This window comes from Vibrio sp. KUL78 (assembly GCF_059725505.1).
The window spans coordinates 3,179,409-3,193,600 of the sequence record NZ_AP045837.1 but is presented as its reverse complement, the minus strand read 5'-3'; the positions used below and the strand labels follow the sequence as shown (position 1 = coordinate 3,193,600).

Annotated in this window: 18 protein-coding genes; 8 read left to right on the top strand and 10 right to left on the bottom strand. The window is 47.0% G+C overall.

Features of this window, described 5'->3' with window-relative positions:
* Positions 1-4: 4 nt before the first annotated feature.
* Genes lptA through AC6I8Y_RS14845 form a run of 5 tightly spaced genes read right to left on the bottom strand, consistent with a single transcriptional unit; the run spans position 5 to position 3,550 of the window.
* Positions 5-502, bottom strand: a complete 498-nt coding sequence (lptA, locus tag AC6I8Y_RS14865; protein ID WP_042473195.1) for a lipopolysaccharide transport periplasmic protein LptA — start codon at positions 500-502, stop codon at positions 5-7.
* Positions 483-1,046: an LPS export ABC transporter periplasmic protein LptC gene (gene lptC, locus AC6I8Y_RS14860; RefSeq protein ID WP_252012629.1), complete on the bottom strand. Its 564-nt coding sequence runs from the start codon at positions 1,044-1,046 to the stop codon at positions 483-485. The genes lptA and lptC overlap by 20 nt, the downstream gene beginning before the upstream one ends.
* Complete coding sequence (kdsC, locus tag AC6I8Y_RS14855) at positions 1,043-1,600, bottom strand: 3-deoxy-manno-octulosonate-8-phosphatase KdsC (protein ID WP_042473199.1); 558 nt, start codon at positions 1,598-1,600, stop codon at positions 1,043-1,045. The genes lptC and kdsC overlap by 4 nt, the downstream gene beginning before the upstream one ends.
* The gene (locus AC6I8Y_RS14850) at positions 1,600-2,568 is read right to left on the bottom strand and encodes a KpsF/GutQ family sugar-phosphate isomerase (protein WP_498020432.1); all 969 of its coding nucleotides are present in this window, start codon (positions 2,566-2,568) and stop codon (positions 1,600-1,602) included. The genes kdsC and AC6I8Y_RS14850 overlap by 1 nt, the downstream gene beginning before the upstream one ends.
* A 10-nt stretch (positions 2,569-2,578) precedes the next feature.
* Entirely contained in the window at positions 2,579-3,550 is a 972-nt protein-coding gene (locus tag AC6I8Y_RS14845) for a calcium/sodium antiporter (RefSeq protein WP_128650060.1), read from the bottom strand.
* 289 nt (positions 3,551-3,839) lie between these two features.
* Between AC6I8Y_RS14845 and mlaF the strand changes: the two genes are divergently transcribed.
* The 8 genes from mlaF (at position 3,840) to AC6I8Y_RS14805 (ending at position 9,224) form a co-directional block, all read left to right on the top strand.
* A complete protein-coding gene (gene mlaF, locus AC6I8Y_RS14840) occupies positions 3,840-4,634 on the top strand; it encodes a phospholipid ABC transporter ATP-binding protein MlaF (protein ID WP_042473202.1) in 795 nt (264 codons plus the stop codon).
* Position 4,635: 1 nt separating this feature from the next.
* A complete protein-coding gene (gene mlaE, locus AC6I8Y_RS14835; RefSeq protein WP_252012623.1) occupies positions 4,636-5,424 on the top strand; it encodes a lipid asymmetry maintenance ABC transporter permease subunit MlaE in 789 nt (262 codons plus the stop codon).
* A 29-nt stretch (positions 5,425-5,453) separates the two neighbouring features.
* Positions 5,454-5,939: an outer membrane lipid asymmetry maintenance protein MlaD gene (gene mlaD / locus AC6I8Y_RS14830; RefSeq protein ID WP_128650063.1), complete on the top strand. Its 486-nt coding sequence runs from the start codon at positions 5,454-5,456 to the stop codon at positions 5,937-5,939.
* A 4-nt stretch (positions 5,940-5,943) separates the two neighbouring features.
* On the top strand, positions 5,944-6,582 hold the full coding sequence (gene mlaC / locus AC6I8Y_RS14825; RefSeq protein WP_234495104.1) for a phospholipid-binding protein MlaC: 639 nt from the start codon (positions 5,944-5,946) through the stop codon (positions 6,580-6,582).
* Complete coding sequence (locus tag AC6I8Y_RS14820; protein ID WP_042473208.1) at positions 6,582-6,884, top strand: STAS domain-containing protein; 303 nt, start codon at positions 6,582-6,584, stop codon at positions 6,882-6,884. The genes mlaC and AC6I8Y_RS14820 overlap by 1 nt, the downstream gene beginning before the upstream one ends.
* Before the next feature lie 9 nt (positions 6,885-6,893).
* A complete protein-coding gene (gene ibaG / locus AC6I8Y_RS14815) occupies positions 6,894-7,148 on the top strand; it encodes a BolA family iron metabolism protein IbaG (RefSeq protein WP_042473211.1) in 255 nt (84 codons plus the stop codon).
* 9 nt (positions 7,149-7,157) lie between these two features.
* Positions 7,158-8,423 carry a UDP-N-acetylglucosamine 1-carboxyvinyltransferase gene (gene murA, locus AC6I8Y_RS14810; RefSeq protein ID WP_042473215.1) on the top strand — a complete coding sequence of 422 codons (1,266 nt, stop codon included), beginning with the start codon at positions 7,158-7,160 and terminating at the stop codon, positions 8,421-8,423.
* Between the two features lie 72 nt (positions 8,424-8,495).
* Positions 8,496-9,224: a 1-acylglycerol-3-phosphate O-acyltransferase gene (locus AC6I8Y_RS14805; RefSeq protein ID WP_042473217.1), complete on the top strand. Its 729-nt coding sequence runs from the start codon at positions 8,496-8,498 to the stop codon at positions 9,222-9,224.
* Positions 9,225-9,273: 49 nt separating this feature from the next.
* Here AC6I8Y_RS14805 and AC6I8Y_RS14800 read toward each other — a convergent pair whose 3' ends face one another.
* From AC6I8Y_RS14800 to arcA, 5 genes are all read right to left on the bottom strand, one after another.
* The gene (locus AC6I8Y_RS14800; protein WP_042473220.1) at positions 9,274-9,663 is read right to left on the bottom strand and encodes a RidA family protein; all 390 of its coding nucleotides are present in this window, start codon (positions 9,661-9,663) and stop codon (positions 9,274-9,276) included.
* Positions 9,664-9,792: 129 nt separating this feature from the next.
* The gene (pyrI, locus tag AC6I8Y_RS14795) at positions 9,793-10,254 is read right to left on the bottom strand and encodes an aspartate carbamoyltransferase regulatory subunit (RefSeq protein WP_042473223.1); all 462 of its coding nucleotides are present in this window, start codon (positions 10,252-10,254) and stop codon (positions 9,793-9,795) included.
* A gap of 14 nt (positions 10,255-10,268) precedes the next feature.
* On the bottom strand, positions 10,269-11,198 hold the full coding sequence (pyrB, locus tag AC6I8Y_RS14790) for an aspartate carbamoyltransferase (RefSeq protein WP_042473226.1): 930 nt from the start codon (positions 11,196-11,198) through the stop codon (positions 10,269-10,271).
* Positions 11,199-11,476: 278 nt separating this feature from the next.
* On the bottom strand, positions 11,477-12,481 hold the full coding sequence (argF, locus tag AC6I8Y_RS14785; protein ID WP_498020431.1) for an ornithine carbamoyltransferase: 1,005 nt from the start codon (positions 12,479-12,481) through the stop codon (positions 11,477-11,479).
* 122 nt (positions 12,482-12,603) lie between these two features.
* Positions 12,604-13,824, bottom strand: coding sequence for an arginine deiminase (gene arcA / locus AC6I8Y_RS14780; protein WP_128650195.1), 1,221 nt, complete (start codon positions 13,822-13,824; stop codon positions 12,604-12,606).
* Between the last annotated feature and the right edge of the window lie 368 nt (positions 13,825-14,192).

The following is a 14,192-nucleotide window of genomic DNA, read 5'->3' as shown; positions in this document are numbered from 1 at the left end:
GACTCTACTTCTCTTGAACTTGTTGTGGTTGAAGAACCGTGGATACACGCTCGTTGGCGTTGCCATCAGCAACCAGCTTTTGTGATGAAATTCGGTACTTAATTGTAGTACCTCGGATGACACTGTCGTCTTGAGACAGCATGGCTTGTTGCTTCATCGTGAGCTGATCGTCTTTTAGCGAGTAGTGAAGCTCTTTCGCTTCGCCGTATAGGGTTTTACCGTCGTCAGTCAACTGAGAAAAGGTAGCGAGATCGCCAAAGCCTTGGATCACTTGAATCGCCCCAGTTTGTGCTTCTCGAGTAACGACAATTTTGTCCGCGTTGATGTTAATACTGCCTTGTTTTAACTTCACATCACCTGCAAAGGTCACTTGATTGCTTTTCATATCAAGCTGCTGCGTGTCTGAGTCAATGTATACCGGTTGTTCAGTATCCGTTGATAGCGCCAACGCCGCTGTCGGAAGCAACAAACACAGGCTGAGACTAAGGTGCGAGAGTTTCATATTTGCTATTCACTTTTTTATACAGTTCCGCGAGGTGGTTAGCGAAGTTTCCTTTCATCGCCTCTCCTTGCGTTTCAAATTTAGGGCCCAGCATAATGACTTTGCTGTCAGCCCAAAAATCACGATTTTCGAGTTTGATACTCATTTGCTGGGTAGACAAGGTGTCAAAGCCAGAGTCTGCCAGCAAGTTTTGTGCGACGACATTCGTATACAGCGTCAGGACTTCTTGTTTGTCCAGCACGGCTTTCTCGGCGGATATTTCCCACTCTTGCGTTTCTCCGTTAGCGAAAATACGCAGAACGGGTTGCTGAAATACCGTTTCTCCTTTCTTGGAGAAATGCTCAAGGTGTGCAGAGCTGATGCTGTAGCTGCGCACCCCAGTGTCGCTGTACGAAATGTTGTGCAAGTTTGTGCCGCTAAAAGCGGGCAGTTCGATATCTGGCTCTATCTGGATGACATTCGAGTCATCCTTGCTGTACAGGTAGTAAGTACTGCCTGCTGCAATAATTGCAAGTAAACTGTAAAGAATACGAGATAAACTCATATACTTAGACCCTTGTGAAGCTCAAGTTCTCCCTTTGATTCTAGGATCAGATCACAGATTTCCCTAACAGCGCCGTGTCCGCCACGAATAGAGGTGACATGATCAGCCTTCTTCGCGAGCAAAGGATGCCCATCAGCAACACAGATACCTAACCCAACTTGCTCCATGACAGGCCAGTCGATTAGGTCATCACCAATGTATGCCGTGTTCTGAGCATCGATGTTCAATTTTTGACAGATGTCTTGGTATGCCACCACTTTGTCATCTTGTCCTTGATAAATCAATGAGATACCCAAAGCTTTCATTCGGTTCTCGACAATCTTAGAGCTGCGACCAGTGATTATGGCAACCTGGATACCCGCGCTCATCAACGCTTTGACACCATAGCCATCACGGGTATGAAAGGTTTTAAGTTCTTCGCCATCATTACCCATGTAGATAAGGCCGTCAGAAAATACGCCGTCAACGTCGCAAATCAAAAGCTGAATGCCTGCTGCCTTGTCAACGATACTTTTGTTGATTGAACCGTATAAGGTTTCGACTTGTTCAGACACTACATCACTCCTGCTTTGAGTAGATCGTGCATGTTCAAGGCACCCACTACTTTATTATCGTCTAGTAGTACCAGACCATTTATGTTCTTTGATTGCATCAAGTTCAGACCCTCGGCGGCAAGCATGTTTGGCGTTGCTGTCGTTGGATTGGCAATCATCACTTCACCAATCGTGGTTTCATGAATATCCACTCGGCGGTCTAAAATTCGGCGTAAGTCACCGTCGGTGAAGATACCAAGCAATGTATTGTTCTCGTCAACGATGGTCGTCATACCCAGACCTTTATTGGAAATCTCGAGTAGGGCGTCTCTCACTAGCATAGTCGGGTTGACCATAGGTAGTGCGTCTCCAGAGTGCATAATGTCGCTGAGTTTGAGAAGTAGTTTGCGACCAAGCGCGCCACCTGGATGAGAGAGTGCAAAGTCTTCTTCGCTGAATCCACGAGCCTCAAGCAGTGCGATAGCTAAAGCATCGCCCATAACAAGCGTCGCTGTGGAGCTAGAGGTTGGCGCTAAACCTAGTGGGCAGGCTTCTTTAGGCACGGTAATCTGTAAGTGGAAATCAGACAATTTACCCATGGTTGAAGCCGGCTTACCAGTCATGCTCACTGTGGTGATCCCCAAGCGTTTGAACACAGGGAAGAGGCTGATAATCTCATGCGCCTCACCAGAATTGGAGATAGCAATCACCAGATCATGAGCTTCGATCATACCCAGATCGCCATGGGCAGCTTCACCCGGGTGGACAAAAAAAGCGGATGTACCTGTACTGGCGAGTGTTGCAGCGATCTTTTTACCGATATGCCCTGACTTGCCAATTCCCATCACAATGACTTTGCCTTTGTGCTCTATGATGGCGCGACATACCGCTTCAAACTGCTCATCGAAATAGCGCTCTAGGTGCACTAATGCTTGAACTTCGGTATCTAAAACTCGCTTTGCACTGCGAATAAAATCAAAATCAGTCATGCTGCTGCTCCTACGCCGCCATGTTTGCGAACAGGTAGATTTGGTAGCCTAAGAAGAGGATAAACAAGATTCCCCCTTCAATACGGTTGATGCTTTTCGACTTACCTAGCGCCATAACGACCAGTAATAAAGACAAGCCTAGCATGACCCAAAAATCACGCCCCATCGCGTGCTCACTGAGCACTGACGGGTTAAGAATGCCCGGGATGCCCATTACCGCTAGGATATTAAATACGTTTGAGCCGATGATATTACCGACCGCCATATCATCTTCGCCCTTGAGTACACCTGCCAGCGACGCGGCGAGTTCAGGTAAGCTAGTACCAATCGCGATAATCGTCAGACCGATGACAAGGTCGCTCATACCAAAATATTGTGCAATGGTGACAGCGCTGTCCACCAAACGGTCGGCCGCTAATGGTAGCACGATGAGACCGATAACCACCCACATAGCGGCTTTGCCGTTACTGACCCCCTCCGGGACCTCAGATTCTTGGTCGTCCAGTAGAGCATCATTATTACCTGTCTCTCGCTCAGCCTTACTGATTCGTAGCATGGCCAAGATAAAGGCAGCGAATAGGGCAAACAGAATGACGCCCTCGAGGAAACCGAGGTGGCTATCCCATAAAATAAGGCCCGCAACTAGTGTGACCGCAATCATCAGTGGGAGTTCGCGTCTCAGAACCGCTGAAGAGATAGAAAGCGGTTTGATCATGGCGGTAATGCCGAGGATAAGTGCGATGTTGGCAATGTTCGAACCGAGGACGTTACCCACTGCGGTGTCCGTCTTTCCGTCTAATGCTGCTGTTGCTGAAACCATCATTTCTGGCGCGGAAGAGCCCATTGCCAGAATCGTCATACCAATCACTAAAGGCGAGATACCAACATTGCGTGCCAACGCTGCAGCACCAAACACCAGTTTATCCGCGCTCCATACGAGAAAAACCAGTCCAATAATCAGAAACACCACGGCTTCAAGCATGTTTAAATCCACTTATTTTTTTCTGAGACATTTGGCGGCTAATTTTGACGCTTTGTCGTCCAAAATGGAAGCTAATCAATAAATAAAATACCGATAGCGCTCGGAATTGCGTACCTTTAAAAGTACAGGCAAAGCGTTTGCTGTTTTTTAGAGTGACCTCTCTTATTCCCTAATCACAGTGAATTTGTTGAATTGTTTATACAACTGAATGAAGCTTAGGGTTTTAATTGCACGCTTGTATCATTATTATGGAGAGTCACTGAGTTTGAAATTCGAGATAGGGAAGTCTATGTCAAACAACGACTTGGTTTCGATTAGCGGGTTGTCTTTTTCTCGTGGCTCACGTGTCATTTTCGATGACATTGAGCTGCATGTTCCAAAAGGAAAAGTCACCGCGATTATGGGACCATCAGGGATCGGCAAAACAACGCTACTGCGTTTGATCGGTGGGCAACTGCTGCCTGACCAAGGCGAGGTGTGGTTTGACGGCGATAATATTCCTACTCTGTCTCGCAAACGCCTCTATCAGGTTCGCAAGAAAATGAGCATGTTGTTTCAGTCAGGTGCACTGTTTACTGATTTGACTGTGTTTGACAATGTTGCCTTTCCCCTGCGTGAGCATACCGCTCTTGATGAATCCATGATTCGCACACTTGTGTTGCTCAAACTCGAGGCGGTGGGTCTGCGAGGCGCGGCGGATTTGATGCCAAGTGAACTCTCTGGCGGTATGGCTCGGCGTGCCGCTCTGGCTCGAGCCATCGCACTCGACCCTGAACTTATCTTGTACGATGAGCCCTTTGTTGGCCAAGATCCGATTACTATGGGGGTCTTGGTTGAGCTTATTCGCAAACTCAATAACGCGCTCAATGTCACCTCTGTGGTGGTCTCACACGATGTGCCTGAAGTCATGTCGATAGCAGACTGGGTGTACCTATTAGCGAATGGCAAGATTGTGGCGAAAGGGACACCAGATGAGCTTCGTAACAACCCCGATCCTCAGATTCAACAATTTCTCAATGGTGACGCGGATGGGCCAGTGCCGTTTCGCTTCCCTGCCATGCCCCTAGAACAGGAGCTCTTCTAATATGACGACACCTAGTTTGTGGATTCAGAAAGTTGGTCAACGAGCGCTCTCTATCGGTTATGCCTGGGGGCGCGCTACGTTTATGCTGCTCGGTGTGCTGCTATCGAGACCACAACCTAAAAAGCACTTTCCCTTGTTAGTGAAACAGCTTCACAACGTGGGCGTGCAGTCCTTGGCGATCATTATGGTCTCAGGACTATTTATAGGCATGGTACTGAGCTTACAAGGTTATGTCGTGCTGGTGGACTATGGCGCTGAAGGCAGTTTGGGTCAGATGGTGGCACTCTCATTGCTTCGTGAGCTTGGCCCAGTGGTCACTGCGTTGCTGTTTGCTGGGCGAGCTGGCTCAGCGCTTACGGCTGAAATTGGCTTGATGAAGGCAACAGAGCAGCTATCGAGTTTAGAAATGATGGCGGTTGATCCTCTCAAGAGAGTGATAGCGCCTCGTTTTTGGGCAGGCGTGATCTCTATGCCACTGCTCGCGATGATCTTTATGTCCATCGGCATATGGGGTGGACAGCTAGTGGGGGTTGACTGGAAGGGCATTGATCACGGCAGCTTTTGGTCTGCGATGCAGTCTTCCGTGGAACTTGGACGAGATATTGGTAATAGCGCAATTAAATGTGTGGTCTTTGCTATCACAGTAACCTGGATTGCGCTGTTTAATGGTTATGACGCGACGCCGACCTCTGAGGGTATCAGTCAAGCAACGACTCGCACTGTGGTGCATTCTTCCCTCGCGGTGCTCGGATTGGATTTTGTTCTTACTGCCTTAATGTTTGGCAACTAAGCTTAAAGCAATAATTAAAGGAACTCTTGATGCAACAGACAAGAAAGTTGGAATTGTGGGTAGGCAGTTTTGTGTTGTTAGGCCTTGGCGCAATCTTGTTTATGATTTTTCAGGTTGCTGACGTGAAGAGTCTCGGCTCGGGTGACACTTACACCTTGGAAGCAAGATTCGACAACATAGGCAGCCTTAAAGTGCGCTCACCAGTAAAAGTAGGCGGAGTGGTTATTGGGCGTGTGAGCGATATCCACCTCGACAAAGAATCATTTTTACCTGTGGTTAGCCTGTCGATCAGCAGTGATTACCAGTTTCCAGAAACATCAAGCGCGCAGGTACTGACCTCAGGTCTGATAGGCGAACAGTACATCGGCTTGGTCCCAGGTTTTGTATTTGACGATGAAGGCTACCTAGCGGATGGCGACCGTATTGAAGATACAAAGTCGGCATTAGTGCTTGAAGATATGATAGGCCAGGTGCTCTACAGCATTGGTGGTTCTGATGAGACAAGTAAGGAGTAATGCCATGTTTAAACGGTTTATTTTGATGGTCTCTGCGCTGTTTATGTCATTGAATGTGATGGCAACAGAGATAGATGCGACACAGCCTTACGATATGATTATGAAGGTGTCCGACAAGGCATTTTCACGCTTGGGGGCAGAGCAAGATAAAATTCAGGCTGATCCTGACTACCTCAAAGTGGTGGTTGAGGAAGAGCTGATGCCTTATGTTAACTATCGCTATGCGGCGCTTAAACTGCTGGGTCCGAACCTCAAGGGAGCCAAGCGTGAAGAGGTGCTCGAGTTTATCGAGGCATTTCGTGCCTATCTGGTGACCTCTTATGCTCAGGTTTTGACTCAGTATACTGGGCAAGACGTGAAGTTTGGTCCCGAGCCTAAGATCGACGACAAAACCACAATTATCGGCGTCAAGGTTACCATTATGGACTCCCCAAGACCGAACATAAATCTTGAGTTTAAGCTTCGCAAAGATAAGAAAACCGGTGAGTGGAAAGCCTTTGATATGATTGCTGAGGGCATAAGCTTGCTGTCTAGCAAGCAGTCAGAGTGGAATACTAAAATTCGCCAAGAAGGCGTGCTGTCCGTGGCGCAAGAGCTCGAACAGTTAGCGAAGGCACCTATTCGTTTTGAAGGTAGTAAGTAATCGTGGTGGCGAAATTAGAACAGCGTACTGACACAACGCTTGCTCTGGTGGGTAATATTGACCGCGACACCGTGCCCGAGCTTTGGCGCACGATTCAAACGGTTTCTTTCACCCAGCCAGAGGTTAAGTTGGAGCTCAAGCAGGTTGAACGCTTCGATTCTGCAGGATTGGTGATGTTAATCCACTTATTAGAGCATGCAAAAAATCGAAAGTGTCATATAATGCTCAGCTTCGTGCCCGATGAGCTGAACATACTGTTTCAGCTATATAACGTTGAATCAGTCATAGAGAAACACATTTAGGAGTATCTTGTGGATAGCACAAAAGTACAGGAACTATTACAAAACGCGTTGAACCTAGAAGAGCTGCACGTCAAAGGCGAAGGCAGTCACTATGAAGTTATCGCGGTAGATGCTCAATTTGAAGGCATGAGCCGAGTTAAAAAGCAGCAGATGATCTATGGTCCTCTGATGGAATACATTCAGCGTAATGACATCCACGCAGTTTCAATTAAAGCCTATACTCCAGAAGAGTGGGCTCGTGATAAAAAGCTGATGTCTCTGTAAGGTTTATTAATGGATAAGTTTCGAGTTATTGGATCGGATGCTCCGCTGACAGGTGAAGTGTCGATCTCTGGTGCTAAGAACGCAGCACTACCAATTTTGTTTGCATCTATCCTGGCTGAAGAGCCAGTTGAGGTAGCGAACGTTCCCCATCTTCGCGATATCGATACGACGATGAAACTGCTTAGCCGCCTTGGCGCAAAAGTACGTCGTAATGGTTCGGTTCATGTTGATGGCAGTGAAATCAATGAGCTATGCGCTCCTTACGATCTGGTTAAAACCATGCGTGCATCGATTTGGGCATTAGGCCCACTTGTGGCGCGTTTTGGTAAAGGCCAAGTATCGCTGCCAGGTGGCTGTGCTATCGGTGCCCGCCCAGTGGATCTTCATATTCACGGTCTAGAGCAGCTTGGCGCAACGATCACGCTAGAAGACGGCTACGTAAAAGCCGAAGTCGATGGTCGTCTGAAAGGCGCTCATATCGTGATGGATAAAGTCAGTGTTGGTGCGACCATCACTATCATGTGTGCAGCGACGCTTGCTGAAGGCACCACTGTGCTAGATAACGCAGCGCGTGAGCCAGAGATTGTAGATACAGCCGATTTCCTAAATAAGCTTGGCGCGAAAGTGACAGGTGCAGGTACTGACACCATCACTATTGAGGGTGTTGAGCGTCTATCGGGTGGTAAGCACACGGTAGTGGCTGACCGTATCGAAACAGGCACCTTCTTGGTTGCTGCTGCGGTATCGGGTGGTAAAGTAGTATGTCGTAATACCAGCGCACACCTTCTTGAGGCAGTGCTAGCGAAGCTAGAAGAAGCGGGCGCTGATATCGAGACTGGTGAAGACTGGATCTCGCTGGATATGACAGGTCGTGAGCTCAAGGCCGTCTCGATTCGTACCGCGCCACACCCAGGCTTCCCAACCGACATGCAAGCACAGTTCACGCTGTTGAACATGATGGCGAAAGGCGGTGGTGTGATCACGGAAACTATCTTCGAAAACCGCTTTATGCATGTGCCAGAGCTAATGCGTATGGGGGCAAAAGCAGAGATCGAAGGCAACACAGTGATTTGTGGTGACGTCGATTCTTTGAGCGGCGCTCAAGTGATGGCGACAGACCTTCGTGCATCTGCAAGCCTAGTTATCGCAGGCTGTATTGCTCATGGTGAGACGCTGGTGGATCGCATCTATCACATCGATCGCGGTTATGAGCGCATCGAAGACAAATTGTCAGCGCTCGGTGCCAACATTACCCGTGTCGCGGGCGATGAATAATAACATTTAAGATTCAATTAGCCGAAATCCAAGGGTTTCGGCTTTTTTATGAAGCCATTGTCGGAGAACAAAATGGTTGCTTTACTTCGCTGCATCGCAGTGGCTATTTTCGCTGTAGTGATGTTTGTATTTGGTTGTGGCTACTGTCTACTTAGCCCGAGAAACCCAAAACACGTATTTACCTTTGGTCGTTACTTTGGTGCCATGTCTAAAATCCTTGGCGTTAAGCTCGACCTTCGTCTTCCAGAAGATGCATACAAGCGTGGTCAGCACATCTATATCGCCAACCACCAAAATAACTGGGATCTTTTCACGGTATCTTCAGCGGTGACACCAAACGTTGTGACCGTTGGTAAGAAGAGCTTACTTTGGATGCCGCTTTTCGGTCAGCTTTACTATCTAACGGGTAACATCCTGATTGATCGTGCTAACCGCAGTAAGGCAAAAGGTACGATTGACCAAGTGGTTGATAGTATGAAGAAGAGTAACTTGTCGGTATGGATGTTCCCGGAGGGGACGCGCTCGCGCGGTCGCGGTTTGCTACCGTTTAAAACAGGTGCGTTCCACGCAGCAATTGGCGCCGACGTGCCAATCATCCCTATCGTGTGTAGCAGCACAAGTCACCTTAAGCTTAATAAGTGGGATAACGGACATATCATCGTAGAGATGCTGCCGCCAGTCTCAGTAGAAGGCTACGGAAAAGAGGACGTACGCAAGCTTGCTAATGTCTGCCGTGAGCAAATGGTAGAGAAACTTGCCGAGTTAGATGCCGAAGTCGCTGAACTGAACGCCAAAAAATAACGAAAAAGGGTTGCCAATAGCAACCCTTTTTTCTATTCAAGCAGAGCGATTATTTGCGAACCGCGATCGCCTCAATTTCAATTTTCACATCTTTAGGAAGACGAGCGACCTCAACACAAGAACGTGCTGGGTAGTTTGCTACTTCGTGCTCATCAAAGAACTTGCCGTATACTTCGTTGACCGTACCGAAATCGTTTAGGTCTTTCACGAATACTGTCATTTTAACGATGTCAGAAACAGTTAGGCCAGAGGCTTCAACCACAGCTTTTACGTTGTCTAGAGACTGACGTGCTTGTTCTGAAATGTCGTCAGACACTTCACCCGTTTGCGGGTTTACTGGGATTTGACCTGAAGTCAGTACCATGTTGCCTAGGTCAACACCTTGAACGTAAGGACCGATTGCTGCTGGTGCAGATTCTGTATGAAGTACTTTTGTCATCGTTTTATCCATTATGATGGGATTAGTAAGAGGTCTAGACTGCCTCTAGGACAAATAAAAATCAAGCCTACGATGTTTAGAAATATCGTAGGCTTGAATATCTATTAACAAGGATTTAGTGACCGGGTTCTATCGCTCAGTCACAATCTCGCGCGAGTAGACTTTTTCGCAGTATTTACACTTCAAACGAATGTCATCGTGCTTTTCGAATACCTTAAAGCTGCTGTCGACGGGTTCGTTGTGAGTAATACAGTTACTGTTTGGACACTCGAATACGCCAGTAATTGTCTCAGGTAGTTCTAGAGCCAGCTTTTTGCACACTTCGTAGTTTTCAATCTGATTTACCGTTGCGTGTGGCGCATACAAGGCAAGCTTGTTCGCCTGCTCTTCGGTAACGAATACATTTTCAATCTTGAGCAGGTCTTTACTGCCTAGTGCCGAAGAAGGCAGGTTCAAGCCAATGGTGACGCGCTGCTTCGATTGGTCCATTGCAAATAGTTTAAGCACTTTAATGCCGATGTTTGCAGGGATGTGGTCGATGACAGTACCGTTCTTGATTGCTTCAACTTGCAATTGTGTTTCTTTAGCCATGACTGAATCTCTCCTTAAAGTGCTTCGTTAAGAACAAGGGCAAGCAGTGCTTCACGTGCGTATACGCCATTCTCTGCCTGTTGGAAGTAATAAGCGTAAGGCGTTTTATCTACGTCTACCGTGATTTCATCCACGCGAGGCAGTGGGTGTAGCACCTTAAGGTTGTTACGTGCGTCTTTTAGCGTTTCTGCAGACAGAATGTACGCCGACTTAATATGAGCGTACTCTGACTCATCAAAGCGCTCTTTTTGTACTCGAGTCATGTATAGGATATCAAGTTCAGGAACAACGCTGTCGATGTCCGTGTGCAGGCTGTATTGGATACCTGCCTCTTCTAGCTCTTCGCAGATGTAATCTGGCATCGCTAACGCTTCTGGTGCAATGAAGTAGAAGCGAACATTGTTGAACTTCGCCAGAGCTTGCGTGAGTGAGTGAACCGTACGGCCGTATTTTAGGTCACCAACAAACGCTACGTTGATGTCATCAAGGCGACCTTGAGTTTCATAGATAGAATACAGATCGAGTAGCGTTTGCGTTGGGTGTTGGTTCGCACCATCACCGGCGTTGATAACAGGCACACCGTTCGAGAACTCAGAGGCTAGACGCGCTGCGCCTTCTTGTGGGTGGCGCATGACAAACGCGTCAACATAGGAAGAAATGACCTGCACAGAGTCTGCAAGAGTCTCACCCTTTTTCGCTAGAGAGGTGTTACCGCCACTGTCGAAACCAATCACATCACCACCGATGCGCTGGATAGCCGTTTCGAATGAAAGTCGGGTACGTGTCGATGGCTCGAAGAAGCAGCTTGCCACGACTTTATTCTTGATTAACTCAGGTTGAGGGTTGGATTTCAGTTGACCCGCTGTCTTTACGATGAGCTCTAGCTCTTCACGTGACAGTTCCGGAATCGAGATAATGTGCTTTTGATAGAGCGTATTCGCCATGTTTATCTTCCCTATAGTTACAACCAGACCAGATACTTTCTCTAAGTGATTTAGAGATTAACGACCATAAAAAAGCCCCCCATGATGGGAGGCTTAGAATTCGATAGGAAATAATAACGGTGCATGATAAGCAAATTGCTTATCGAGAGTGTGTTGTGATGTCAAACTCGTTTGCGCCATTAATCGTTCCCCAGACAAATTGCGAGGAATTATACGCCCAAATTTTGGGAGCGCAAGCGATTACATCAAACATTTAGCGTCAATTAGTGTGATATTTATTAACTGCCTAATGTAGCAACCATGACCGCTTTAATAGTATGCATACGGTTCTCTGCTTCATCAAAAACGATTGAATATTCAGACTCGAACACATCATTGGTCACCTCAAGGCCATTGAGTCCATATTTATCCGCAATTTCCTTACCTATAGTCGTCTGATCATCGTGGAATGCCGGCAAACAGTGCATAAATTTCACGTTTTTATTGCCGGTTGCTTTAATCATATCCATGTTGACTTGGTACGGTTTCATCAAGGCAATTCGCTCATCCCAAGCCTCGGCAGATTCACCCATCGAGACCCAAACGTCGGTATAGAGGAAGTCACAATCGGCGACACCCGCTTGAACGTCTTCGGTCAACGTGATGGATGCGCCAGTTGATAGGGCAATAGTTTGGCATTCCTCAACAAGGCTTTGCTCTGGCCAAAATGCTTTTGGCGCGACAAGGCGAATATCCATACCCATCTTTGCTGCGCCAACCATGAGTGAATTACCCATGTTGTTGCGTGCATCACCAAGGTAAGCAAATTTCATCTGATGCAGTTGTTTGCCTTTGCCGTGCTCGAGCATAGTGAGAAAATCGGCAAGTATCTGAGTTGGGTGGAACTCATTCGTCAAACCATTCCAAACAGGGACACCTGCGTGCGCGCCTAACTCTTCGACAATCTCCTGACCAAATCCACGGTACTCGATACCGTCGTACATACGACCCAATACACGCGCGGTATCTTTCATTGACTCTTTGTGGCCAATTTGCGAGCCAGACGGGCCAATGTAAGAGACCTGAGCGCCTTGATCAAAGGCAGCGACTTCAAAAGCACATCGGGTACGGGTCGATGCTTTTTCGAAGATCAGTGCAATGTTTTTGCCGATGAGTTTTTTCTGTTCTGTGCCAGCGTATTTGGCGGCTTTGAGTTCTTTCGACATATCGAGCAAGAATTGAATCTCTTTAGGAGAAAAGTCGAGAAGTTTTAGAAAGTTCCTATTTCTTAAGTTGTAAGCCATGGTCCGTACCTCTGAATTAGTTCTCGATTTCAGTTATACATATAAATTCTTATTTTGTGAATATTTATTTTAATTAAATGCAAAAAAAGCCCCTTTATAGGGGCTTTTGTAAATAGTTATGTTTAAATGCCATCGCGTTCAATAGGGCAGCTCATGCAGCGAGCACCACCACGGCCTCGTCCAAGTTCGTTCCCAGGAATAGTAAGAACTTGAATTCCAGCTTTGTCATATTTCTCGTTAGTGTAGACATTGCGCTCATAGCCAATCACTACACCTGGCTTCACAGTTAGAACGTTGTTGGCATCGTTCCACTGCTCGCGCTCTGCTTCGTAGTTGTCACCACCGGTTGTGATGATCTTGAGCTGATCCACATCCAGGGCGCTCTCGAGCGCTTTGAGATAATTCGGTAGCTTCTCGACCTGCATTTGACCATCGTTTGATGCTGTGAGTCGCCACGTATCCAACTTGTCATTGATGATCTCTGGATAGACAGAGAAGGTATCGACATCCATATGGGTCATGACGGTATCGAGGTGCATACAAGAGCGATGCTTCGGTAGGTCGATAGCGATTACCTGGCTAGCTTGACCGGATTTAAATAGATTCGCAGCCAAGTTTTCTACACCTTGTGGCGTCGTGCGCTCAGAGATACCAATCAGAACTGCCCCTTTACCTATAACGAGAACATCACCGCCTTCTATGTTGGCGTTATCGTAGTGTAGATCTTCGTCGCCAAAGTATTTAATGAAATCTTGCCCAGCAAAGGTCGGGTGCCAACGATAGATAGCACGCAGATGGTTAGTCTCACGCTGACGTGCTGGCTTCATCATTGGGTTGAGCGACACGCCACCATAAACCCAACATGATGTGTCACGGGTAAATAGGTGGTTAGGTAGCGGCTCGATCACGAAATCGAGCGGCTTGCTCATTTTCTGAAGAATAGAAGGGGTCTTCAGAGGCAATTCGGAGTAAGCCAGTCCACCTAGCAACACTGTCGCTAGATGTTCGTTGTCCATCTGTGACAGATATTGACGGATTTCATTGGCAAAGATTGGCCCATAACGAAAATCTGAAATTTGTGTCTCTAAAAGCCAGGTTTTGGCTTGCTCGACCGCAAGCGTTTCAACTAACAAGTCATGAAGTAACAACACCTCGACATCTTGACTGCGTAGCGTATTGGCAAATGCATCATGCTCTTCGCCTGCGGCTTCTACCGCGAGTACATCATCAAACAGTAACTCATGGCAGTTAGATGGGGTGAGGTGGGTTAGGGCTCTTTCTGGACGGTTTAACAAAACACGTCGTAATTGACCGACTTCCGAGCCGACGTACAACTTACTCATTACGATTCCTTTCAGCTTTAACTGCCGCTATTTATGACAAGCTTGTTATCAAGATGCAAGTTAGCATGGCAGTTAAAATTACTGTAAATACACACTTAAACCATAATATTTATTGATGTCAGCTTTGTTAACAGATAATGATGGAACTGTTTTGAGAGTAAAAAAGCCGACCTTGATGCGTGAATATGCAGAGCGTTTTGAGAGTCTTTGTTGATTTTTAATTGACGTTTTGTGCATAAAAATACGGGCTTTAGGTAAAATACAGCAGCTAAACGAATAAACCTTGTTATCTGACTCCTTAGTAAGGACATACGGATATGCATTTCAATCTCATAATGTTTCGTTGATGAATCGCATCAGTCGTCACC

Excerpts from the sequence above, each read along its gene's own strand:
- lptA (WP_042473195.1), bottom strand. The coding sequence starts at position 502 with ATGAAACTCTCGCACCTTAGTCTCAGCCTGTGTTTGTTGCTTCCGACA.
- lptC (WP_252012629.1), bottom strand. The coding sequence starts at position 1,046 with ATGAGTTTATCTCGTATTCTTTACAGTTTACTTGCAATTATTGCAGCA.
- AC6I8Y_RS14850 (WP_498020432.1), bottom strand. The coding sequence starts at position 2,568 with ATGACTGATTTTGATTTTATTCGCAGTGCAAAGCGAGTTTTAGATACC.
- AC6I8Y_RS14845 (WP_128650060.1), bottom strand. The coding sequence starts at position 3,550 with ATGCTTGAAGCCGTGGTGTTTCTGATTATTGGACTGGTTTTTCTCGTA.
- mlaF (WP_042473202.1), top strand. The coding sequence starts at position 3,840 with ATGTCAAACAACGACTTGGTTTCGATTAGCGGGTTGTCTTTTTCTCGT.
- mlaE (WP_252012623.1), top strand. The coding sequence starts at position 4,636 with ATGACGACACCTAGTTTGTGGATTCAGAAAGTTGGTCAACGAGCGCTC.
- mlaD (WP_128650063.1), top strand. The coding sequence starts at position 5,454 with ATGCAACAGACAAGAAAGTTGGAATTGTGGGTAGGCAGTTTTGTGTTG.
- mlaC (WP_234495104.1), top strand. The coding sequence starts at position 5,944 with ATGTTTAAACGGTTTATTTTGATGGTCTCTGCGCTGTTTATGTCATTG.
- murA (WP_042473215.1), top strand. The coding sequence starts at position 7,158 with ATGGATAAGTTTCGAGTTATTGGATCGGATGCTCCGCTGACAGGTGAA.
- AC6I8Y_RS14805 (WP_042473217.1), top strand. The coding sequence starts at position 8,496 with ATGGTTGCTTTACTTCGCTGCATCGCAGTGGCTATTTTCGCTGTAGTG.
- AC6I8Y_RS14800 (WP_042473220.1), bottom strand. The coding sequence starts at position 9,663 with ATGACAAAAGTACTTCATACAGAATCTGCACCAGCAGCAATCGGTCCT.
- pyrI (WP_042473223.1), bottom strand. The coding sequence starts at position 10,254 with ATGGCTAAAGAAACACAATTGCAAGTTGAAGCAATCAAGAACGGTACT.
- pyrB (WP_042473226.1), bottom strand. The coding sequence starts at position 11,198 with ATGGCGAATACGCTCTATCAAAAGCACATTATCTCGATTCCGGAACTG.
- argF (WP_498020431.1), bottom strand. The coding sequence starts at position 12,481 with ATGGCTTACAACTTAAGAAATAGGAACTTTCTAAAACTTCTCGACTTT.
- arcA (WP_128650195.1), bottom strand. The coding sequence starts at position 13,824 with ATGAGTAAGTTGTACGTCGGCTCGGAAGTCGGTCAATTACGACGTGTT.